The sequence below is a fragment of the Pantoea stewartii genome (assembly GCF_011044475.1).
In the GTDB taxonomy this organism is placed as follows: domain Bacteria; phylum Pseudomonadota; class Gammaproteobacteria; order Enterobacterales; family Enterobacteriaceae; genus Pantoea; species Pantoea stewartii.
Window position 1 is genome coordinate 2,812,124 of record NZ_CP049115.1, and the last position, 22,138, is coordinate 2,834,261.

Annotated in this window: 19 protein-coding genes; 10 read left to right on the forward strand and 9 right to left on the reverse strand. The window is 54.3% G+C overall.

What is annotated here, in order from left to right; genetic code table 11:
- Positions 1-383: 383 nt before the first annotated feature.
- From fdhE to G5574_RS13410, 3 genes are all read left to right on the forward strand, one after another.
- Positions 384-1,307, forward strand: coding sequence for a formate dehydrogenase accessory protein FdhE (gene fdhE, locus G5574_RS13400; RefSeq protein ID WP_058708560.1), 924 nt, complete (start codon positions 384-386; stop codon positions 1,305-1,307).
- 39 nt (positions 1,308-1,346) lie between these two features.
- Positions 1,347-1,958, forward strand: a complete 612-nt coding sequence (locus G5574_RS13405; protein WP_033737305.1) for a glutathione S-transferase — start codon at positions 1,347-1,349, stop codon at positions 1,956-1,958.
- Between the two features lie 391 nt (positions 1,959-2,349).
- Positions 2,350-3,099, forward strand: a complete 750-nt coding sequence (locus tag G5574_RS13410) for a MipA/OmpV family protein (RefSeq protein WP_033737302.1) — start codon at positions 2,350-2,352, stop codon at positions 3,097-3,099.
- Positions 3,100-3,300: 201 nt separating this feature from the next.
- Here the strand turns inward: G5574_RS13410 and glyS are convergent, their stop codons facing one another.
- Together glyS and glyQ are read right to left on the reverse strand one after the other, a co-directional pair.
- Positions 3,301-5,370 (reverse strand): glycine--tRNA ligase subunit beta, encoded by a 2,070-nt coding sequence (gene glyS, locus G5574_RS13415; RefSeq protein ID WP_164482741.1) that lies wholly within the window; start codon positions 5,368-5,370, stop codon positions 3,301-3,303.
- A gap of 9 nt (positions 5,371-5,379) precedes the next feature.
- The gene (gene glyQ, locus G5574_RS13420; protein ID WP_006121387.1) at positions 5,380-6,291 is read right to left on the reverse strand and encodes a glycine--tRNA ligase subunit alpha; all 912 of its coding nucleotides are present in this window, start codon (positions 6,289-6,291) and stop codon (positions 5,380-5,382) included.
- Between the two features lie 281 nt (positions 6,292-6,572).
- Between glyQ and G5574_RS13425 the strand changes: the two genes are divergently transcribed.
- Complete coding sequence (locus G5574_RS13425; protein ID WP_006121386.1) at positions 6,573-7,568, forward strand: acyltransferase; 996 nt, start codon at positions 6,573-6,575, stop codon at positions 7,566-7,568.
- 1 nt (position 7,569) lies between these two features.
- On the opposite strand, the gene yieH is transcribed toward G5574_RS13425, so the two are convergent.
- The gene (yieH, locus tag G5574_RS13430) at positions 7,570-8,232 is read right to left on the reverse strand and encodes a 6-phosphogluconate phosphatase (RefSeq protein ID WP_033737297.1); all 663 of its coding nucleotides are present in this window, start codon (positions 8,230-8,232) and stop codon (positions 7,570-7,572) included.
- Positions 8,233-8,380: 148 nt separating this feature from the next.
- Here yieH and G5574_RS13435 point away from each other — a divergent pair, with 148 nt between their 5' ends.
- Positions 8,381-9,694 carry an NCS2 family permease gene (locus G5574_RS13435; protein WP_033737296.1) on the forward strand — a complete coding sequence of 438 codons (1,314 nt, stop codon included), beginning with the start codon at positions 8,381-8,383 and terminating at the stop codon, positions 9,692-9,694.
- 62 nt (positions 9,695-9,756) lie between these two features.
- On the opposite strand, the gene G5574_RS13440 is transcribed toward G5574_RS13435, so the two are convergent.
- From G5574_RS13440 to rpmH, 6 genes are all read right to left on the reverse strand, one after another.
- The gene (locus tag G5574_RS13440) at positions 9,757-10,347 is read right to left on the reverse strand and encodes a malonic semialdehyde reductase (RefSeq protein ID WP_033737294.1); all 591 of its coding nucleotides are present in this window, start codon (positions 10,345-10,347) and stop codon (positions 9,757-9,759) included.
- Positions 10,348-10,562: 215 nt separating this feature from the next.
- A complete protein-coding gene (gene mnmE / locus G5574_RS13445; RefSeq protein WP_006121382.1) occupies positions 10,563-11,927 on the reverse strand; it encodes a tRNA uridine-5-carboxymethylaminomethyl(34) synthesis GTPase MnmE in 1,365 nt (454 codons plus the stop codon).
- Between the two features lie 89 nt (positions 11,928-12,016).
- Positions 12,017-13,657, reverse strand: coding sequence for a membrane protein insertase YidC (gene yidC, locus G5574_RS13450; RefSeq protein ID WP_006121381.1), 1,641 nt, complete (start codon positions 13,655-13,657; stop codon positions 12,017-12,019).
- Between the two features lie 2 nt (positions 13,658-13,659).
- Positions 13,660-13,917, reverse strand: a complete 258-nt coding sequence (yidD, locus tag G5574_RS13455) for a membrane protein insertion efficiency factor YidD (protein WP_006121380.1) — start codon at positions 13,915-13,917, stop codon at positions 13,660-13,662.
- Positions 13,881-14,240: a ribonuclease P protein component gene (gene rnpA / locus G5574_RS13460; protein WP_013023999.1), complete on the reverse strand. Its 360-nt coding sequence runs from the start codon at positions 14,238-14,240 to the stop codon at positions 13,881-13,883. The genes yidD and rnpA overlap by 37 nt, the downstream gene beginning before the upstream one ends.
- Before the next feature lie 14 nt (positions 14,241-14,254).
- A complete protein-coding gene (gene rpmH / locus G5574_RS13465; RefSeq protein ID WP_000831330.1) occupies positions 14,255-14,395 on the reverse strand; it encodes a 50S ribosomal protein L34 in 141 nt (46 codons plus the stop codon).
- A 598-nt stretch (positions 14,396-14,993) separates the two neighbouring features.
- Between rpmH and dnaA the strand changes: the two genes are divergently transcribed.
- From dnaA to yidA, 5 genes are all read left to right on the forward strand, one after another.
- On the forward strand, positions 14,994-16,400 hold the full coding sequence (gene dnaA, locus G5574_RS13470) for a chromosomal replication initiator protein DnaA (RefSeq protein WP_006121378.1): 1,407 nt from the start codon (positions 14,994-14,996) through the stop codon (positions 16,398-16,400).
- A 4-nt stretch (positions 16,401-16,404) separates the two neighbouring features.
- Complete coding sequence (dnaN, locus tag G5574_RS13475; RefSeq protein WP_006121377.1) at positions 16,405-17,505, forward strand: DNA polymerase III subunit beta; 1,101 nt, start codon at positions 16,405-16,407, stop codon at positions 17,503-17,505.
- A 125-nt stretch (positions 17,506-17,630) separates the two neighbouring features.
- Positions 17,631-18,716, forward strand: a complete 1,086-nt coding sequence (gene recF / locus G5574_RS13480; RefSeq protein ID WP_006121376.1) for a DNA replication/repair protein RecF — start codon at positions 17,631-17,633, stop codon at positions 18,714-18,716.
- A gap of 17 nt (positions 18,717-18,733) precedes the next feature.
- Complete coding sequence (gyrB, locus tag G5574_RS13485) at positions 18,734-21,142, forward strand: DNA topoisomerase (ATP-hydrolyzing) subunit B (RefSeq protein ID WP_006121375.1); 2,409 nt, start codon at positions 18,734-18,736, stop codon at positions 21,140-21,142.
- A gap of 171 nt (positions 21,143-21,313) precedes the next feature.
- Complete coding sequence (gene yidA / locus G5574_RS13490) at positions 21,314-22,123, forward strand: sugar-phosphatase (protein WP_006121374.1); 810 nt, start codon at positions 21,314-21,316, stop codon at positions 22,121-22,123.
- The last annotated feature ends 15 nt before the right edge of the window (positions 22,124-22,138 follow it).

A 22,138-nucleotide genomic window follows, 5' to 3' on the forward strand; every position in this document is an offset into this window, starting at 1 on the left:
ACCCTGTTGCGCCATGCTGAATAGCTTCTATTCTGTACCCTGCGCCGTGCTGCAACAAGTCTGTGGGGGGCAGACAGCATAAAGCGTGAAAGGCCCACAGATTTGCCGTTATTCACAATGCGTTATGCTTGTTGTCGCCGGCGAAAAATGTATTTCATACTGAAGATAAAGGGCTGGACTGCTATGCTCAGCCTGGTGGGACCAGTTTTGCACTGTGGTTTCCTGACGCGGTTTTCCGCCTGCTTTGCTCGCTGAGAACCGCTCACGAGGGAAAATGGCGAGAGATCCGGCCCATAACGGCTATTCGTAGCCGATACAGACAACCTCATTTTTGCTGGTGTCGTGAGTAGCGTAATCAGCCAACAAACAGGAAAATGCCTTTTATGCGCATCCGCATTATCCCGAAAGACCCGTTGGAGAAGAGCGAAAAAAACCCAGCGGAAATGATCCCGCCGTTACTCTTCCCCCGGCTGAAAAATTTATACAGCCGTCGGGCGGCGCGTTTGCGTGATCTGGCGGCAAAAAATCCTTTGGGTGACTATTTACGCTTTGCCGCCGTCATCGCCCAAGCGCAGGAAATCGTTTTGTACGATCATCCTCTGCAAATGAACCTTCACGCACATCTGCTCAGGAGCGCTCAGGAAGATAAAGCGCCGCTGGATATTCATACTCTTTCGCGCGATCCACACTGGCATCGCCTGCTGCACTCGTTAGTTGCGGAGCTAAAGCCCGAAATGAGCGGTCAGGCGCTGGCGGTGTTAGAGAACCTGGAGAAAGCGTCAGCGACCGAGCTGGAAACGCTGGCCAGTGCCCTGTTTGCGGGTGAGTACGCGCAGGTGAGCAGTGATAAAGCCCCTTTTATCTGGGCTGCGCTGTCAATCTACTGGGCACAAATGGCGGCATTGATTCCCGGTACGGCTCAGGCGGTGATGGGCGCACAACGCCAGCACTGCCCGGTATGTCACAGCCTGCCGGTCGCCAGCATCGTACATATGGGTTCGCATGAAAGTGCGCGCTACCTGCACTGCAACCTGTGCGAAAGTGAATGGCACGTCGTGCAGAACACCTGCTCTCATTGCGACCAAAACCGCGATCTGCATTACTGGTCACTGGACAGCGAGCACGCGGCCGTCAAAGCAGAAAGCTGCGGCGACTGTGGCAGCTACATGAAAATGCTTTATCAGGAAAAAAATCCGGCCATTGAACCGGTCGCCGACGATCTCGCCTCTTTAGTGCTGGATGCACGTATGGAGCAGGAAGGTTTTGTACGCAGTGGCCTGAATCCTTTTATGTTTCCCGGTGAATAGTTTTTTGCTGATGAAACCTCGCTAAACGGGAGTAACGCAATGAAACTGATTGGCAGCTATACCAGCCCCTTTGTCCGCAAGATTTCTGTCATCATGCTGGAAAAAGGCATGATGTTCGAATTTGTTAATGCGTCGCCCTACAGCGAAGACAGCCATGTTCCGCAATATAACCCGCTGGGGAAAGTGCCCGCGCTGGTCGCGGAGGATCAGCAGGTCTGGTTCGATTCCAGCATCATTGCGGAGTACCTCGAACTGCGTGGTCAGGCACCGGCTTTATTGCCCGCTGATCCGCTGGCGTCTTTAAAGGTTCGTCAGCTTGAAAAGCTGGCCGATGGCATCAGCGATGCGGCACTGGTGATCGTACGTGAGCAAATGCGGCCGGGTAACGCCCAGTCAGAAGAAGTGCTGTTACGCCATCGCGACAAGATTCAGCGCGGGCTGGACAGCCTGGAAAAAGAAGTGAGTGAAGGAAAGTGGATCGATAATGGCGAACTGAATCTGGCCGACATTGCCACAGGCTGCATGATTGGCTACCTGAATTTCCGTCGCGTTGTCCCTAACTGGTGCGTTCAGCGGCCCGCACTGGTCAGGCTGGCCGAAACACTCTTTCAACGGGAAAGTTTTGCCCGAACCACGCCGCCGGCATCCTGATCGGCGAGGCTGTCAGCGCTGATGCCGGTAGCGGTGCTGACAGCCTGTTTCCTTAGCGCATTTCAGTCTGCAATCCTTGCTTTCCCACGTAAAGGGCTGTCGACGTCTCCGTTATTCCCCTTACCCATCACCACGGAATGGCACATTCGCGCAGTAGCCTGAACCTGTCCATCGTGACCAGTATAAACAGGGGATGAACTCCGTGAGAATAAGCGTAGCCATCTCTTGCATTGCTGCAGCGGCTCCGATATACCTTTCGGGCAGCCCTGTTCTGAGACAACCCGCGCGCTCAGGATGAAAAGGCGGCACAAATTTTTATGTATGCTCACGCCCCGTTTCGGGCTGTGAGGCCTGACAGATCACCGCCTCAGCCAGACGATAACCGGACAAAATGACGACCATCCCATTACGCTTCAGAACGGCATTGTGTTGCCTCCTGCTCGGTAATATTACGCATGCCTGGGCTGAGGGGCTGACCCTGGGTGCGCAGGGGGAAGCGAACTTTACGCCCTATCGCGCGTATAAAACTCAGTTTTCTGGCCTGCCCTATGTGGGCTATGACAATGATCATGTCTATATTGATGGCACAGAAGTGGGTGCCTATTTTATCAAAGATGACACCACACAACTGAAAGCGCGCTGGTGGTATCTGGATAACGAATTTGATCCGGACCAGACCTCTGATTCGGCACTCCGCCAGTTACGCATCCGCCACAGCACCATGATGGGCGGCATGAGCTACCAGAAGATCACGCCCCTTGGTGCGTTTCGAACCGAATTGTCTGGCGATACGCTGAACGAAAGCCGGGGATGGCTGGGTACAGTCGCCTGGGCAGGCCAGGTCTCTCTGATGCAACTGGACGTTTATCCTCAGGCCGGTGTGGACTGGCTCAGTAAACAGCAGGCAAGCTATTACTACGGGGTAAGCGAAGAGGAATCTGCCCGCAGTGGTTTACCGACCTGGAACCATCAGGGCGTAACGCCATGGCTTGCCGTGGCGTTTGACTGGCACCCTGTAAAATCCTTCCATGTCTACCTGCAACCCAAAGTCACCTTCCTTACAGGGGCCCTCCGCGACAGTCCGATGACGGATCAACAGTATTTCTGGACGCTGTCTTCAGGCGTGACCTGGACATTCTGAAGCTGCACGCCGCGCAGTGCCGCAGTCCATTTACAGGGTTCGTTGCCGTCCGGCTTCCTGCGCTGCCAGGATGCCTTCGCAACCACAGGTGTTGTCAGTTCTTTTATTGCGTCCGCAAAAAGATAAAGTGCCACCAGCAGGTCGGGTGGCGGCATAAAAAAAGGGACGATATCTCGTCCCTTTTATCTGTATCAGAACCGATTACTGCAGCAGCGAGATATCGGCCACCTGCAGGAACAGCTCACGCAGTTTCGACAGCAGCGTCAGTCGGTTAATTCGCACCGCCGGGTCTTCTGCATTCACCATCACTTTATCGAAGAAGTTGTCTACCGCTTCACGCAGCTGCGCCAGTTCAATTAACGCATCCTGATAACGTCCTTCTGCAAAGTAAGGCTGCAGTTTGCTGCTCAGGGCGGTCACAAACGTGGCCAGTTGGATCTCTTCATTTTCTTTCAACAGTGATGCCTGAACGCTGTCATTCAGCGGTTCTGTTGATTTTGCCAGAATATTCGAGACACGCTTGTTGGCCGCCGCCAGCACGGCCGCTTCATCAAGCGTACGGAAATGCGAAACCGCCTTCATACGTGCATCAAAGTCCGCCGGACGGGTTGGACGACGTGCCAGCACCGCCTGCAAGGTATCGATGCTGTGGCCTTCTTCCTGATACCAGGTACGGAAACGGCCCAGCATAAAGTCGATGACGTCATCAACCACGTTCGCATTGCTCAGCTTGCTGCCATACAGACGTACGGCCTCTTCGGTGAGCGTTTGCAGATCAAGCGGCAGATTTTTTTCCACGATGATGCGCAAAACGCCCAGCGCGGCACGACGCAGAGCAAAGGGATCTTTATCGCCTTTAGGATGTTGACCGATGCCGAAAATACCGGCCAGCGTATCCATCTTATCAGCAATGGCCAGCGCACAGGCTACCGGGCTGGACGGCAAATCATCACCTGCGAAACGCGGCTGATATTGCTCGTTCAGCGCCACAGCGACATCTTCGGCTTCACCGTCATGACGCGCATAGTGCATGCCCATAACGCCCTGGGTGTCGGTAAACTCAAACACCATGTTAGTCATCAGATCGCATTTTGACAGCAGGCCTGCGCGCGTAGCGTGATTCACATCTGCGCCCGTTTGTGCCGCAATCCAGCCCGCCAGCGCCTGAATACGATCCGTTTTATCACGCAGCGAACCGAGTTCCTTCTGGAACAATACGGTTTCAAGACGCGGCAGATGATCTTCAAGACGTTTTTTACGATCGGTATTAAAGAAGAATTCAGCATCCGCCAGACGCGGGCGCACCACCTTCTCATTACCAGAAATAATCTGCTGCGGCTCGCTCGACTCAATATTGGTGACGAAAATAAAGTTTGGCAGCAGTTTGCCTTCCGCGTCATAAACCGGGAAATACTTCTGATCGCCTTTCATGGTGTAAACCAGCGCTTCAGCCGGCACCTTAAGGAATTTTTCCTCGAAGGTGGCGGTCAATACCACCGGCCATTCCACCAGCGATGTTACCTCTTCCAGCAGGCTGTCACTCAGGTCGGCTACGCCACCTAAACGCCGTGCTGCGGCTTCCGCATCGGCTTTGATCATGGCTTTGCGGACCTGATAGTCGGCAATCACCTGACCGCGCTTTTCCAGCACATCCGGATACTGATCGGCGTTCTCAAGCGTGATTTCACTTTCGCCCATGAAGCGGTGACCACGGATAACGCGATCGGACTTGATGCCAAGAATCGTGCCGGGGATCAGTTCATCGCCCAGCAGCATCGTAACGGTGTGCACCGGACGCACAAACTGCACGTCGCTGTCGCCCCAGCGCATCAGTTTCGGTACCGGCAGTTTGCTCAGCGCCGTGGCAATCATGCCCGGCAGCAATGCCTGCGCCGCTTCGCCTTTCACCTGAGCGCGATAGACCAGCCATTCGCCTTTATCGGTGCTCAGACGTTCAGCCTGATCGACCGTGATACCGTTACCCCGTGCCCAGCCTTCTGCCGCTTTGGTGGCATTGCCCGCTGCATCAAAGGCGGCGGTAACGGCAGGTCCACGCTTTTCTACTTCACGATCGGGCTGGGAGGCGCTCAAATGGGCGACTTTCAGCGCCAGGCGACGCGGTGCAGCAAACCAGCTCACTTCGCCATGGTTCAGATTCGCGGCATCCAGCTCGGCCGTCACCTGGGCAGCAAAGGCTTCTGCCAGGCTACGTAATGCTTTCGGTGGCAGCTCTTCGGTGCCGATCTCCACCAGGAAGGTTTTCTCAGTCATGGCTGCCTCTTACTTTTTGTTATTGCACATCGGGAAGCCCAGCGCTTCACGAGAAGCGTAATAGGCTTCAGCCACGGCTTTGGTCAGGGTGCGAATACGCAGAATATAACGCTGACGTTCGGTCACCGAGATCGCCTTGCGCGCGTCCAGCAGGTTAAAGCTGTGTGCGGCTTTCAGAATGCGCTCGTAAGCAGGCAAAGGCAGCGGTTTTTCCAGCGCCAGCAACTTCTGCGCTTCCTTCTCATACTGTTCGAAACAGGTGAAAAGAAAATCGACGTCGGCATATTCGAAGTTATACGTCGACTGCTCCACTTCATTCTGATGGAACACATCACCGTAGGTAGTTTTGCCTAACGGACCGTCGCTCCAGACCAGATCGTAAACGCTGTCCACGCCCTGGATATACATGGCCAGACGTTCCAGACCATAGGTGATCTCGCCGGTAACCGGTTTACACTCCAGGCCACCGACCTGCTGGAAATAGGTAAACTGCGTCACTTCCATACCGTTAAGCCAGACTTCCCAGCCCAGTCCCCAGGCACCCAGCGTCGGGTTTTCCCAGTTATCTTCAACAAAGCGAATGTCGTGTACGGTAGGATCCATACCCAGCGCTTTCAGCGACCCGAGGTACAGCTCCTGAATATTGTCCGGCGACGGCTTGATGATCACCTGGAACTGATAGTAGTGCTGCAAGCGGTTCGGGTTTTCGCCATAGCGGCCGTCGGTAGGACGACGGGATGGCTGCACATAGGCCGCAGCAATCGGCTCCGGGCCAAGTGCGCGCAGGCAGGTCATTGGGTGTGAAGTACCAGCGCCCACTTCCATGTCCAGTGGTTGAACAATGGTGCAGCCCTGGCGCGCCCAGTAATCCTGCAATGTCAGGATCAGGCCCTGAAAGGTCTTGGTATCAAACTTTTGCATGATGAGTTCGCACGCGGTTCGGCTAGATAAAAAAAGAGTGCGACAGTATACCCTTTGACCGCGTGATATGCAGCCGGAAATCCGGCGGCGCAGCCGCGAGAGTGGATTTTTGGTGTCAGATTTAGCCTGCTGGCGGCCTGTCATCGCCTGATTAACCGATACGGTTATGCGTTTTCATGCGATCCTGTGCACAGAGGGTTCTGAATCCCCGCTATTGCGCTTGTTGACGTCGACGCGACTGGCTACGCTTTGCACCGGGACGCACTGCGCCAGAGGACACCATGTCGCAAAAGATTTACTGGATTGATAATTTGCGGGCGATTGCCTGCCTGATGGTCATCGTCATTCACACCACAACGTGGTATCTGACCGGGCCGATGGCCATAAAAGGTCACTGGTGGGATATTGCTAACCTGTTCAATTCAGCGTCACGCATCTGTGTGCCGCTGTTTTTTATGATTTCAGGCTATCTGTTCTTTGGTGAACGCAGTACGCAGCCGCGCCACCTGTGGCGACTGCTGGGATGTCTGGTTTTTTACAGTGCCGTGTCACTGGTTTATATCAGCCTGCTGACGCCAATTGGCGAAGGCCGTTCAATTTTAAAAATGCTGCAGAAGCCGGTGTTCTACCATCTGTGGTTTTTCTTCGCGCTCATGGGGATTTACCTCTTGTCGCCCCTGATTCAGGTAAAAAGCGTGCGGCCGCGCTACGTGGCGCTACTGGTGCTGATTGTGGTGGTCCTCGCGAATCCCAATACCATGGACCAGTCGTGGGGGCGCTTTCACTGGTTGCCCATTAACCTTTACCTGAGCGGCGACAGTATCTATTACCTGCTCTACGCCTTATTAGGCCGGGCGATCGGTACCATGGACACAGAAAGACGCGCTATCACACCGTTGGCTGCCGTGACCTTTGTGGCCTGCGTGACCGGCATTATGCTGGGTACGAAGCGCGCGTTAATCGTTAATGGTGCCTTTAACGATACGTGGTATCTCTATTGCGGACCGCTGGTATTCATTGCCGCAATAAGCGCGCTGGTGGTGTTCAAAAATGCCTTTAATCAACGTACGCTGCCCGGTCTGGCCATCATTTCGCGCTACTCTCTGCCCATCTACGGCTTTCACGCCCTGTTCATCCATTTTATTCGCACCCATCACTATGACGATATGGCGCGTCCCTGGCTCGACCTGCCTGCCGTTTTTACCGTCACGCTGGTGGGCAGCTTATTACTGGGAATGCTGCTCAGTCGGGTGGATAAACGACATTGGGTGACCTGAGTCAGCGCGTCAGGTTCCAGCCTCTGGCGCGCCACAGCGCGGGTAACGCGGCCATATCGGTGAACACGGTCACCAGCGGATGATGGAGTTCGGGATTATGAGCGTCGGCACAGTAATAAAACACCGGCATGCCTGCTGCGATACCGGCACGCGCCCCCGCTTCGGAGTCATCCACCAAAATACAGCGCTCGACGGGTACCTGCATTTGTTGGGCTGCGTGAAACATCAGCTCGGGTTCGGGCTTCCAGTGGCCAATATCGTAACCGCTGTAAAGACGGTCAGCGAAATGACTCAGCATGCCGGTGAGGCCCAGCGAGTGCTGCATCTTTTTCACCGTGCCGTTTGACACCACGCATATCGGTACTGCCATTTGCCCGACCAGTGCCTTCGCACCGGCTATCGGCTTCAGTTCACGGTCAAACAAACGGGCCACTTCGCGCCGGTAAGCCGGTTCAACGTCCTCCAGAGGCAGAGCGACCCGATGCGTTTCACTGACGTCGCGGATGATGTCATACAGCTTTACCCCTTTGTACTTTTCGAACATCTCCTGCAGAGAGAGCGTAATCCCGTACTGGGCAAAGGTGGTGACATACGCGCGGGTGCACAGGACTTCACTGTCAACCAGGGTACCGTCACAATCGAAAAAGACGCATTCAACAGACATCTGACTCCTCCTTTTGTTCGGGGTACCTTAACACGTCAGCGTGTCCCTGAGGGGCCGGGATATGGCAATCGGTTGCGAAAAATCATTGTATTGCCGGGGCAAAATCGCCAGGATACGCGCCGGTGAAATTTTCTTCTGGATAAATGGCATGAATAAACAAGGCCTTTTTCAGCGCGTATTCAAACTGCAGGAGCATGGTACAACGGTTCGTACCGAAGTGATCGCAGGCATTACCACGTTTTTGACCATGGTATACATTGTTTTTGTGAACCCGCAGATTTTAGGTGTCGCAGGCATGGATACCCGGGCAGTGTTCGTAACGACCTGTTTGATTGCCGCGTTCGGCAGCATCCTGATGGGGCTGTTTGCCAATCTTCCTGTCGCCCTGGCCCCGGCGATGGGCCTCAATGCCTTTTTTGCCTTTGTGGTCGTCGGCGCGATGGGTTACTCATGGCAGGTCGGCATGGGTGCCATCTTCTGGGGCGCACTGGGTCTGCTCATCCTGACTCTGTTGCGGGTACGTTACTGGATGATCGCCAATATTCCGCTTAGCCTGCGCGTAGGCATCACCGCTGGCATTGGCCTGTTCATTGCCATGATGGGCCTGAAAAACGCCGGTATCATTGTGGCCAACCCGGATACGCTGGTCAGCGTGGGTAACCTCAGCTCACACAATGTGCTGCTGGGTGCGCTGGGATTCTTTATTATCGCCATTCTGGCCTCACGCAACATTCACGCCGCCGTGCTCATTTCGATGATCGTCACCACGGCGTTGGGTTGGCTGCTGGGCGACGTGACGTTTACGGGCGTAGTTTCTGCGCCGCCATCTGTCACCGCGATTGTCGGTCAGGTTGATATTAAAGGCGCGTTCAACATCGGCATGGCAGGCGTCATATTCTCCTTTATGCTGGTCAATCTGTTTGACTCGTCCGGCACCTTGATTGGCGTGACCGACAAAGCCGGACTGGCTGATGAAAAAGGCACGTTCCCGCGCATGAAACAGGCGTTGTATGTCGACAGCATCAGTTCGGTAACGGGCGCGCTGGCAGGAACGTCATCGGTGACCGCCTATATTGAAAGTACCTCCGGCGTAGCTGTCGGCGGCCGTACCGGATTGATGGCCGTGGTCACAGGCCTTCTGTTCCTGCTCGTCACGTTTTTATCGCCCCTGGCGGCCATGGTACCGGCCTATGCTGCGGCAGGCGCGTTAATCTATGTTGGCGTGCTGATGACGGCCAGCCTGTCCCGCGTCAAATGGGATGACCTGACCGAAGCCGTCCCGGCATTTGTAACTGCCGCCATGATGCCCTTTAGTTTTTCGATTACAGAAGGCATCGCACTGGGCTTTATTGCGTACTGTGTGATGAAGCTGGGCACCGGTCGCTGGCGAGAAATCAGCCCCTGCGTCGTCATTGTCGCCTTGCTGTTTGTATTGAAAATCGCCTTTATCGACGCGCATTAAAACCGTACGCAAAGGGCGGGAAAGCAGTGAGCGTTACGGTAAGCACGTAACGCTCCAGTAACTCAGACGAACTGGCAGGCCTGCTCCAGGCTCAGCCGGGGTAATCGGGGCGGGAGCTTGTCGGGTAAGCCATAGCCCAGGTTAATGAGCAGGTTGGCCTGCCAGGTGGTACCGGCAAAAAAGGCCGCGTTCACTTTAAGCGGATCGAATCCTGACATCGGGCCTGCATCCAGCCCCAGCGCACGCGCGGCCATGATCAGATAGCCTGCCTGCAGGCTACTGTTACGAAATGCGGTTTCTTTAACCAGATCGGGTGTGTTGGTAAACCAGTTTCGCGCATCGGCATGTTGAAACAACATGGTCAGATGCTGATAAAACTCGCTGTCCCAGGCAATAATCACGGTGACAGGGGCGCGCAGGGTTTTCTCAAGGTTGCCGGAGGCCAGGGCCGGCTTCAGCTTTTCTTTTCCCTCCGCAGAGGTGACAAAAACAAAGCGACCGGGTGAGCAGTTGGCCGAGGTCGGTGCCAGGGCAACCATCTGATAGAGCTTCTCCAGCAGCGACTGCTGCACCGGTTCAGGCTGCCAGTGACTGTGCGTACGGGCCCTGTAAAACAACGTATTCAGCGCGGCATCATCGAGCGGTATCGTCATATAACTCTCCAGGAAAACATCCAGTATTTAACCTGTACGTTGCGTTCACGCTTTTGGATGCCTATTCGCCCGGTTTAGTGTGAATGACCTGGCACGCCGCAAAACGTGAGCAATCTTATCCCTCGTTATCATACCTTGCGTTACGGCAACCGATGCGCAACGTACGGCGGATTGCGTTTCTGGATGCACATTTCCACCGCCGTCTGCCCGCTGAGCTACTTACCAATACAGAAACTGGAGAAAATCCGGCCTAACAGATCGTCCGAGGTAAATTCACCCGTAATTTCACTCAGTGCCTGCTGCGCCAGACGCAACTCTTCTGCCAGTAATTCCCCTGCCCATGCGCCCAGCAGTTGATGTTTTCCCTGCTCCAGGTGGGTTGCGGCTAATTCCAGTGCCTGCAAATGACGACGGCGCGCCAGGAAGCCGCCTTCCATATTGTCGGCAAACCCCATGGTCTGTTTGAGGTGATCACGTAAGGTATCAATCCCTTCGCTGGTGCGGGCAGACAGTCTGATCAGGGCATGACCATTGACGTCCGTCAGGCCGAGCGTTTCACCGGTGATGTCCGCTTTATTCCGCACCACGGTGATCGGCAGTTGAGACGGCAGGCGAGCGACAAAATCGGGCCAGATTTCCGCCGGTTCGGTCGCCTGCGTGGTGGTGCCATCAACCATAAACAGCACGCGGTCCGCCTGTTCTATTTCATGCCAGGCGCGCTCGATGCCGATACGTTCCACCTCATCACTGGCTTCGCGTAAACCGGCGGTATCAATGATATGCAGTGGCATACCATCAATATGGATGTGTTCACGCAGCACATCGCGCGTGGTGCCGGCGATATCCGTGACGATAGCCGCTTCACGCCCGGCAAGTGCATTAAGCAGGCTCGATTTTCCGGCATTTGGCCGACCGGCAATGACGACTTTCATCCCTTCGCGCAGCAGGCTGCCCTGTCTGGCTTCCGCGCGCACCGCATCGAGATCGCGAATGACAGCATTAAGCTGCCCTTCGATTTTGCCGTCAGACAGGAAATCGATCTCTTCATCTGGAAAGTCAATGGCCGCTTCCACGTAGATACGCAGGTGAGTCAGGGCTTCCACAAGCTGGTTAACACGGACAGAGAATGCGCCTTGCAGGGAATTTACCGCCGAACGCGCGGCCTGTTCTGAGCTGGCGTCAATCAGATCGGCAATGGCTTCCGCCTGGGCCAGATCGAGTTTGTCGTTCAGAAACGCGCGTTCAGAAAACTCCCCAGGCTGCGCGATACGTAATCCGGGCAGGGCCACAATCCGTTTCAGCAGCAGATCCAGAATCACCGGGCCGCCGTGACCTTGCAGCTCCAGCACATCCTCGCCGGTAAAGGAGTTAGGGCCAGGAAACCATAGCGCGATGCCCTGATCCAGCACGCTGCCATCACTGTCGTTAAACGATAAGTAGTCGGCATAACGTGGTTTAGGGAGTTTACCCAGCACCTGGCGGGCAACCTCTGCGGCCTGCGGACCGGAAACACGCAAAATGCCAACGCCGCCGCGTCCGGGCGGCGTGGCCTGAGCAACAATGGTATCGCTATGGCTCATACATTTTCTCTCACTACAAAAAACAAAGGCGGTCGCTTTGACCGCCTGAGCATAACCTGTTTTATCGCGGGAGACCTCCCGCGACGGTTTTACGCTTTCTTCTTGTCGCGGCTGTGTAAGCCACGTTTTTCCAGCCCGCGATAGATCAGCTGCTGCTGGAGAATGGTCACCAGGTTACTGACGATGTAGTACAACACCAGACCTGACGGGAACCACAGGAAGAACACGGTGAAAATTACAGGCATATACGTCATGATCTTCTGCTGCATCGGATCGGTCACCGTCGTCGGTGACATCTTCTGAATGAAGAACATGGTGATGCCCATCAGGATCGGCAGAATATAGTACGGATCCTGCGCTGACAGGTCATGAATCCATAAAATAAACGGCGCATGACGCAGTTCAACCGAGCCAGACAGCATGTAGTACAAGGCCAGGAAGATAGGCATCTGAATCACCAGCGGCAGACAGCCACCCAGCGGATTCACTTTTTCAGCCTTATACAGCGCCATCATTTCCTGGCTCTGCTTCTGCTTATCATCCCCTAAACGCTCACGCATCGCCTGAATCTTCGGCTGCAGCATGCGCATTTTCGCCATCGAGGTGTACTGCGCTTTCGTCAGCGGGTACATGATGCCACGCACGATGAACGTGATGATGATGATGGAGAAGCCCCAGTTACCGATAAAGCTGTGAATGAACTTCAACAGTTTAAACAGCGGCTGAGAGATGAACCATAACCAGCCATAGTCCACAGTCAGGTCAAGATGCGGCGCAATCGCGGCCATTTTATCCTGAATTTCCGGACCTACCCACAGTGTGGCATCCAGTGTCTGCTGTGCACCCGGTGCAACGGTGACCGGCGCAGATTTATAGCCGATAGCCGCCACGCCATTTCCCAGATTGCTGGTGTAAAGCGTGTTGGTTCCCTGCGTGCGCGGCACCCAGGCGGTAGCGAAATACTGCTGCAACATCGCCACCCAGCCATTGGTGGTGGTGGTGTTGAGGTTTTCGTTATCGGCGATAGTATCGAACTTAATCTTTTCGTATTTCGATTCGCTGGTGGAGTAAGCCGTACCGCGGAAGGTATGCAGCGCAAAGTTATTGCTGCCGGTATCGCGGTGCTTAGGCAAATCGATGGTCTGTTTTAACTGACCAAACATTGACACTTCCAGCGGCTGCTGACTGGTGTTGTTAATGTTGTAATCAACGTTAACTGCATAGTCGCCACGCTTGAACACAAACGTTTTGGTATAGACAACGCCGTTTTCAGCCGTGAACGTCATCGGAACACGCAGCTCGCTCTGACCGTCAGCCAGTTCGAAGTGATCCTGTGCCGTGGTATACAGCGGACGCGCACCGTTGTTCGGGTTGTCCGGACCATTACGGCCAGTCAGACCGCTCTGCGCCTGGTAGACAAACGATGGTGTGGTTTCAAGCAGCTCAAACGGCTTGTCAGAACCCAGCTTATCCGGGTAAGTCAGCAGCAGCGCCTGATCAACATCGCCACCGCGAGTGTTGATGGTTAATGACAGGACATCGGTCTTAACGGTGATCGTTTTACCCTGGCCACTGGCGGGAACACCGGTAGCATCACCGGCAGCGCTGTTGGTGTTTTGCGTGGTCTGGGTCTGCAATGGCTTCGGAGCGTGGTCCGTCTGCCAGGCTTGCCAGATCATGAAAGACACGAACAGAAAAGCGATGAGAAAGAGATTGCGTTGCGAATCCATCGTTAATGTTCTCTGGTATCAAAGGTTTTTGGCGGCACAGGATCGTCACCACCCGGGTTCAAAGGGTGGCATTTTAATACGCGTTTTAAAGTCAACCAACTGCCTTTTATCACGCCAAACCTGCGTAAGGCCTCAATTCCGTATTGAGAGCAGGTCGGATGAAACCGACAGTGTGGCCCCAGCAATGGACTGATACCGCGTTGATATACGCGTATCAGGACGATCAGGAACCGCGCGCCAGGCGACAGTGACGACGCCATAATTTCTCCAACGCTTCCGCCAACATACGGTTATCGAGATCGGCAACACCCTTTTTCGCGACCACCACAAAGTCCATCGACGGCAATTCATGTTGACGCAGACGAAAGCTTTCGCGGGTCAATCGCTTGATCCGGTTACGTTCGTGAGCGCGTTTCACATGTTTTTTCGCGACGGTAAGACCGATGCGGGGATACCCCAGCGCGTTAAGGCGGCCGAGAATAGTAATTTGCGGCGTGCCAGCCCGTTGTGGCTGCTGAAAGACGAAAGTGAAATGAGTGGGAGTTAACAAACGTAACTCCCTGGGAAATGCGAGCTTACCCATCAGGGTTAGCTTTATTACTTAGAAACGGTCAGACGAGCGCGGCCTTTAGCACGACGACGTGCCAGAACCTGACGACCATTTTTAGTAGCCATACGAGCACGGAAGCCGTGTGAACGGTTGCGCTTCAGTACGGACGGTTGAAAAGTGCGTTTCATGGCGATTTCTACCTAAACTTGAAAATTTTCACTGGGTGACGCGTTTTCGGGCCAACAAACAGACCGACGCCTCAATGTGTCTTTAATAAAGAGGCGGGATTGTAATAATTGTACAGTCCCGAGTCAATTTACTTCGCTTGTCGCGGCGCCAGAAAACCCGGATACAGCCCGCTGAGTCCGGGCATTGAGCTTTACGCGACAACGCCGGGGGGAGAATTATACGGGGTCTGCGTTAAAGCGCAAGGATCGCGCAGGATCTTATTGCGATCAAATTCGCCTGCCACACGTCAAAAACGAGAAGCCGTCCGAAAATTTGGATCATTCAGCACGATCCTAGGTGGTTTTTTCTGCCGCAGGCGTAGACTTTTACCCGCGTTCATGCCCTGTGGATAAAAAGGAGAAAAACTGTGTAGAAAGGGAAGATCTCTGTCGCGCTTTGCGCTATGATCCGCCCTTCCTCTGGCGATCCTCCGATGGTTGCGGGGTGGAAAACCGCTGATAGCGGTCGCAGGCGCTTTCTTTCGTCTGTGTCAAAAATGAACGTTTCTTAGATTAGTGCCTACTTTTTCTTATCGAATTTGTACGAGTGGAGTCCGCCGTGTCACTTACGCTTTGGCAACAGTGTCTTGCCCGTTTGCAGGATGAGCTTCCTGCCACCGAATTCAGCATGTGGATCCGTCCACTGCAGGCTGAATTAAACGACAATACGCTTGCCTTGTATGCTCCTAACCGCTTCGTACTCGACTGGGTTCGGGATAAATACCTAAACAGCATCAACGCATTGCTGAACGAATTCTGCGGTGCCAATGTCCCGCTGTTGCGTTTTGAGGTGGGCACGCGTCCGGTTCAACACGCCGCAGCGGTCAGCCAGCCCGCGATGGCCAGCGTCAGTGCGCCGGCGGAGCCTGTGCCAAGCCGTCCGGCACCGACACAGATTTTACGTCCGAGCTGGGACAACGTGCCTGCTCCTGCGGATGTGACCTATCGGTCCAATGTTAACAATCGCCATAACTTCGACAACTTTGTTGAAGGTAAATCTAACCAACTGGCGCGCGCGGCGGCACGCCAGGTGGCCGATAACCCTGGCGGTGCCTACAATCCGTTGTTCCTTTATGGCGGTACTGGCCTCGGCAAAACTCACCTGCTGCACGCCGTGGGTAATGGCATCATTGCGCGTAAGCCAAATGCGAAAGTGGTTTACATGCATTCCGAGCGCTTTGTGCAGGACATGGTAAAAGCGCTGCAAAATAACGCGATTGAAGAGTTTAAGCGTTACTACCGCTCGGTTGATGCGCTGTTGATCGATGACATTCAGTTTTTTGCCAATAAAGAGCGTTCGCAGGAAGAATTTTTTCACACCTTCAATGCCCTGCTGGAAGGCAATCAACAGATCATTTTGACGTCGGATCGTTACCCCAAAGAGATCAACGGGGTTGAAGATCGACTGAAGTCACGGTTTGGCTGGGGCCTGACCGTGGCGATCGAACCGCCTGAACTGGAAACCCGCGTTGCGATCCTGATGAAAAAGGCGGACGAAAACGACATTCGTTTGCCGGGCGAAGTGGCCTTCTTTATTGCCAAGCGTTTACGTTCGAACGTGCGTGAGCTGGAAGGGGCACTGAACCGGGTGATTGCGAACGCTAACTTTACCGGTCGGGCGATTACGATCGATTTCGTTCGCGAAGCATTGCGGGATCTGCTGGCCCTGCAGGAAAAACTGGTCACTATTGATAATATTCAGAAGACCGTTGCGGAGTACTACAAAATTAAAGTCGCGGATTTGCTCTCTAAGCGCCGTTCGCGCTCAGTCGCGCGTCCGCGTCAAATGGCGATGGCGATGGCGAAAGAGCTGACCAACCACAGTTTGCCGGAAATTGGCGATGCTTTTGGCGGTCGCGACCATACCACGGTGCTTCATGCCTGCCGCAAGATTGAGCAGTTGCGTGAAGAAAGCCACGACATCAAAGAAGATTTCTCTAATCTCATCAGAACATTATCTTCGTGACGCTATGAAATTTATTGTTGAACGTGAACAGTTGCTAAAGCCGCTGCAACAAGTCAGCGGTCCCCTTGGTGGTCGTCCGACGCTGCCGATCCTTGGCAACCTGCTGATGCAGGTGAATGACGGATCGCTGTTGCTGACCGGCACCGATTTGGAAATGGAAATGGTGGCGCGAGTGGCGCTTACTCAGGCGCACGAGCCTGGCGCAACCACCGTGCCGGCACGCAAATTTCTCGATATTTGCCGCGGCCTGCCGGAAGGCGCAGAGATCAACGTCACACTGGAAGGCGAACGGATGTTGGTGCGCTCTGGCCGCAGCCGTTTCTCGCTTTCGACCTTGCCCGCCAGCGACTTCCCCAACCTGGATGACTGGCAGAGCGAGGTGGAATTCACGCTGCCGCAGGCAACGTTAAAACGGCTTATTGAAGCTACGCAGTTTTCCATGGCGCATCAGGACGTGCGTTACTACCTGAATGGCATGATGTTTGAGACCGAAGGCGAAGAACTGCGTACGGTCGCCACCGATGGTCACCGTCTGGCCGTCTGTTCCATGCCCGTTGGCCAGGCGCTGCCCAGCCATTCGGTCATCGTGCCGCGTAAAGGGGTTATCGAGCTGTTGCGTCTGCTGGATGGCGGCGATACGCCGCTTCAGGTACAGATTGGCAGCAGTAATATCCGTGCACATGTGGGCGACTATATCTTCACCTCTAAGCTGGTGGATGGTCGCTTCCCGGATTATCGTCGTGTGTTGCCCAAGAATCCGGATAAGGTGCTGGAAGCCGGTTGCGATCTGCTGAAACAGGCGTTTGCCCGTGCTGCGATTCTGTCGAATGAGAAATTCCGTGGCGTTCGTCTGCATATCACCGAAAATCAGCTAAAAATTACCGCGAATAACCCTGAACAGGAAGAAGCGGAAGAGATGCTGGATGTCAGCTATAACGGCAGCGAGCTGGAAATTGGGTTCAACGTGAGTTACGTGCTGGACGTGCTGAATGCGCTGAAGTGCGAGAACGTCCGTTTGCTGCTGACGGATTCTGTGTCGAGTGTGCAGATTGAAGATGTCGTCAGCCCGGCGGCGGCCTATGTCGTCATGCCTATGCGCCTGTAGGCCATCGTACGCTGGCCTGCTCGCCATTCGGGTTTCGGACGGTATTGTCCGTGACCCGAGCGGCTTGTTTTTCAAAGGCACAATCCCTTTCATCCTGACTTTTGCCCTTCACGCTGGATTGATTCATGGCTTTAACCCGCCTGCTAATAAAAGATTTTCGCAATATTGAACAGGCTGACTTGGCGTTAGCGCCGGGATTTAATTTTCTGGTGGGCGCGAACGGTAGCGGCAAAACCAGCGTGCTTGAGGCGATCTATACGCTGGGCCACGGACGTGCGTTTCGCAGTTTGCAGGCGGGACGGGTAATTCGGCACGATCAGGCCGCCTTTGTGCTGCATGGCCGGCTGGAAGGCCAGGAGCGCGAGTTCTCCGTCGGGCTCAGTAAAAATCGCGCCGGGGAGAGCAAAGTCCGCATTGACGGCAGCGACGGACATAAAGTGGCCGAGCTGGCGCAGTTACTGCCGATGCAGTTGATCACGCCAGAGGGTTTTACCCTACTTAATGGCGGTCCTAAATATCGCAGAGCCTATGTAGACTGGGGCTGCTTTCACAATACGCCGGGTTTTTTTAATGCCTGGAGCAACCTGCGGCGCCTGCTCAAACAGCGCAATGCGGCATTGCGTCAGGTCACGCGCTACAGTCAGGTTCGTCCCTGGGATCAAGAACTGGTGCCGCTGGCCGAACAGATTAGCCAGTGGCGCGCCGAGTACAGTGACGCGATCTCAGCCGAGATCGTAACCACCTGCGGGCAGTTTTTACCCGAATTTGATCTGCGTTTTTCGTTCCAGCGCGGCTGGGACAAAGAGAGCGATTATGCCGAACTGCTTGAACGCAACTTTGAACGCGATCGGGCCTTAACCTACACCGCCAGCGGCCCGCATAAAGCGGACTTTCGTATTCGTGCCGAAGGTACGCCGGTGGAAGATTTACTCTCACGCGGGCAGCTTAAACTGCTGATGTGTGCATTGCGTCTGGCGCAGGGCGAGTTCCTGACTAACCAGAGCGGACGCCGTTGTGTTTACCTCATTGATGACTTTGCCTCTGAACTGGACGACAGTCGCCGCCGCCTGCTGGCGGAACGACTGAAGGCGACTCAGGCTCAGGTCTTTGTCAGCGCCATCTCGTCCGAGCATGTAATCGACATGACTGACGAAAAGGGCAAGATGTTCCGCGTGGAACAGGGTAAAATAGCGGTTCAACCTAAAGATTAAATGAGCGAGAAACGTTGATGTCGAATTCTTATGACTCTTCAAGTATCAAAGTTCTGAAAGGGCTTGATGCGGTACGCAAACGCCCGGGCATGTACATCGGCGATACCGATGACGGAACCGGTCTGCATCACATGGTATTCGAGGTCGTGGATAACGCAATCGACGAAGCGCTCGCCGGTCACTGTAAAGATATCGTTGTCACCATCCATGCGGACAACTCGGTTTCCGTACAGGATGACGGACGCGGTATTCCAACCGGTATCCACGAAGAAGAAGGCGTGTCCGCGGCAGAAGTGATCATGACCGTGCTGCACGCTGGCGGTAAGTTCGACGATAACTCGTATAAAGTCTCGGGCGGCCTGCACGGCGTGGGCGTGTCTGTGGTTAACGCCCTGTCACAGAAGCTGGAGCTGACCATTCGTCGCGAAGGCAAAGTACACCAGCAGATTTATCTGCATGGCGTGCCCGAAGCGCCGCTGGCGGTGACAGGCGATACCGACGCGACCGGTACCCGTATCCGTTTCTGGCCAAGCCATGACACGTTCACCAACGTGACCGACTTCGAATACGACATCCTGGCGAAGCGCCTGCGTGAGCTCTCTTTCCTGAACTCCGGTGTTTCCATTCGTCTGGAAGACAAACGTGACGGCAAAAACGACCATTTCCACTACGAAGGCGGGATCAAAGCGTTTGTCGAGTACCTGAACAAGAACAAAACGCCTATCCATCCGACCGTATTCTATTTCTCGACCGAAAAAGACGGCATTGGCGTGGAAGTAGCTCTGCAGTGGAACGACGGCTTCCAGGAAAACATCTACTGCTTCACTAACAACATTCCTCAGCGCGACGGCGGTACGCACCTTGCCGGTTTCCGCGCCGCGATGACGCGTACCCTGAATGCCTACATGGATAAAGAGGGATACAGCAAGAAGGCCAAAGTCAGCGCCACCGGTGATGACGCGCGTGAGGGCCTGATTGCCGTGGTGTCGGTGAAAGTGCCGGATCCAAAATTCTCTTCACAGACCAAAGACAAGCTGGTGTCTTCTGAAGTGAAATCGGCCGTTGAGCAGCAGATGAATGAACTGCTGGCGGAATATCTGCTGGAAAATCCGGGCGATGCAAAAATCGTTGTCGGCAAAATCATTGATGCCGCCCGCGCCCGTGAAGCCGCGCGCCGTGCCCGTGAAATGACACGCCGCAAAGGTGCGCTGGATCTGGCTGGCCTGCCGGGCAAGCTGGCGGACTGTCAGGAGCGCGATCCGGCTCTGTCTGAAATCTACCTGGTGGAGGGTGACTCCGCGGGCGGTTCTGCCAAGCAAGGCCGTAACCGTAAAAACCAGGCTATTCTGCCGCTGAAAGGGAAAATCCTTAACGTTGAGAAGGCGCGTTTCGATAAGATGCTGGCGTCTCAGGAAGTGGCTACGCTGATTACCGCGCTGGGCTGCGGCATTGGCCGCGACGAATATAACCCGGATAAACTGCGCTATCACAGCATCATCATCATGACCGATGCGGACGTCGACGGCTCGCACATTCGTACACTGCTGTTGACCTTTTTCTATCGTCAGATGCCAGAAATTATTGAGCGTGGTCACGTCTACATTGCTCAGCCGCCGCTGTATAAAGTGAAAAAAGGCAAGCAGGAACAGTATATTAAAGACGATGAGGCGATGGATCAGTATCAGATCGCTATCGCCCTCGACGGAACGACGCTGCACACCAATGCCAGCGCACCGGCATTAGGTGGTGAGCCGCTTGAATCTCTGGTCGCGGACTTTAACAGCACGCAGAAGATGATCAAACGTATGGAGCGCCGTTTTCCACTGGCGATGTTACGTGCGCTGGTCTATCACGACACGCTGAGCGATCTGAGTAATGAAGCGGCCGTTAACGCCTGGATTAACGGACTGGTGAGCTATCTGACTGAACGTGAAGCGCACGGCAGCACCTATGTGGCACACGTACGTGAAAATCGTGAGCTGAATCAGTTTGAGCCTGTTTTACGCGTACGGACCCATGGCGTGGACACGGATTATCCTCTGGACAGCGAGTTTATTATGGGGCCGGAATATCGCAAAATTTGCGCCCTGGGTGGCAAACTGCGCGGCCTGCTGGAAGAGGATGCTTACATCGAGCGCGGTGAGCGCCGTCAACCGGTATCCAGCTTCGAACAGGCGATTGAGTGGCTGGTGAAAGAATCCCGTCGTGGTCTGTCTGTACAGCGCTATAAAGGTCTGGGTGAGATGAACCCGGATCAGTTGTGGGAAACGACAATGGACCCAGACAGCCGTCGCATGCTACGTGTCACCATTAAAGATGCGATCGCCGCCGACCAGCTGTTTACAACCCTGATGGGGGATGCCGTTGAACCACGCCGCGCCTTCATCGAAGAGAATGCGCTGAAAGCCGCTAACATCGATATCTAATCGCACAAAAAGATATAAAACCCTTCCTCGTGAAGGGTTTTTTTTTGCCAGATCATCGTGGACCCAAACGTGACACGTTATGGTTCACGCGTGCTGAAAAGCGCCGATAAACTGGTCAATGTGAGCTGAATCGCGCTAGCATTGCTGCAAACCCGACACAATGAGGATGCTATGGCTATTAAACTGATCGCAATTGATATGGATGGCACGCTGCTGAATCCGCAGCACGAGATCACCGCAGGCGTAAAATCGGCACTGAACCGCGCCCGGGAAAAAGGGGTTTCCATCGTGTTGGCGACCGGCCGACCTTATGTTGGCATTGAGCGTTATTTAATGGAACTTGATCTCCATACGCCAGGTCAGTACTGCATCAGTAATAATGGCGCGCTTGTTCATCGGGCTGAAGATGGTGAAGTCGTCGCCGATGTGACGCTGGGCTTTGACGATTACATGTATGTTGAGAAGCTGGCCAGAGAACTGGGCGTGCATTTTCAGGCGTTTGATAAATCACACCTGTATACGCCAAATAAAGATATCAGCGAATTTACGATTCATGAAGCCAGCCTGACCGGCATCCCGGTACGTTATCGGGCCGTTGAAGAAATGGATCCGGCAACGCGTTTTCCAAAACTCATGATGATTGATAAACCCGCTCTGCTTGATGCGGCCATCGCCAGACTGCCTGAGCATGCGCACCAGACGTATACCATTTTGAAAAGCGCGCCCTACTATCTGGAAATTCTCGACCGTCGGGTAAACAAAGGTTATGGCGTAAAAATGCTGGCGGAGAAACTGGGTTTGCAAGCGGAAGAGGTCATGGCGATAGGCGATCAGGAAAATGATCTGGCGATGATTGAATACGCAGGGACCGGCGTCGCGATGGGCAATGCGATTGATTCTGTGAAAAAAATAGCCCAGTTTGTGACCAAAACCAATATGGAAGATGGGGTTGCGCACGCCATTGAAAAATGGGTGCTTTAATCGGTTTCTTTTATG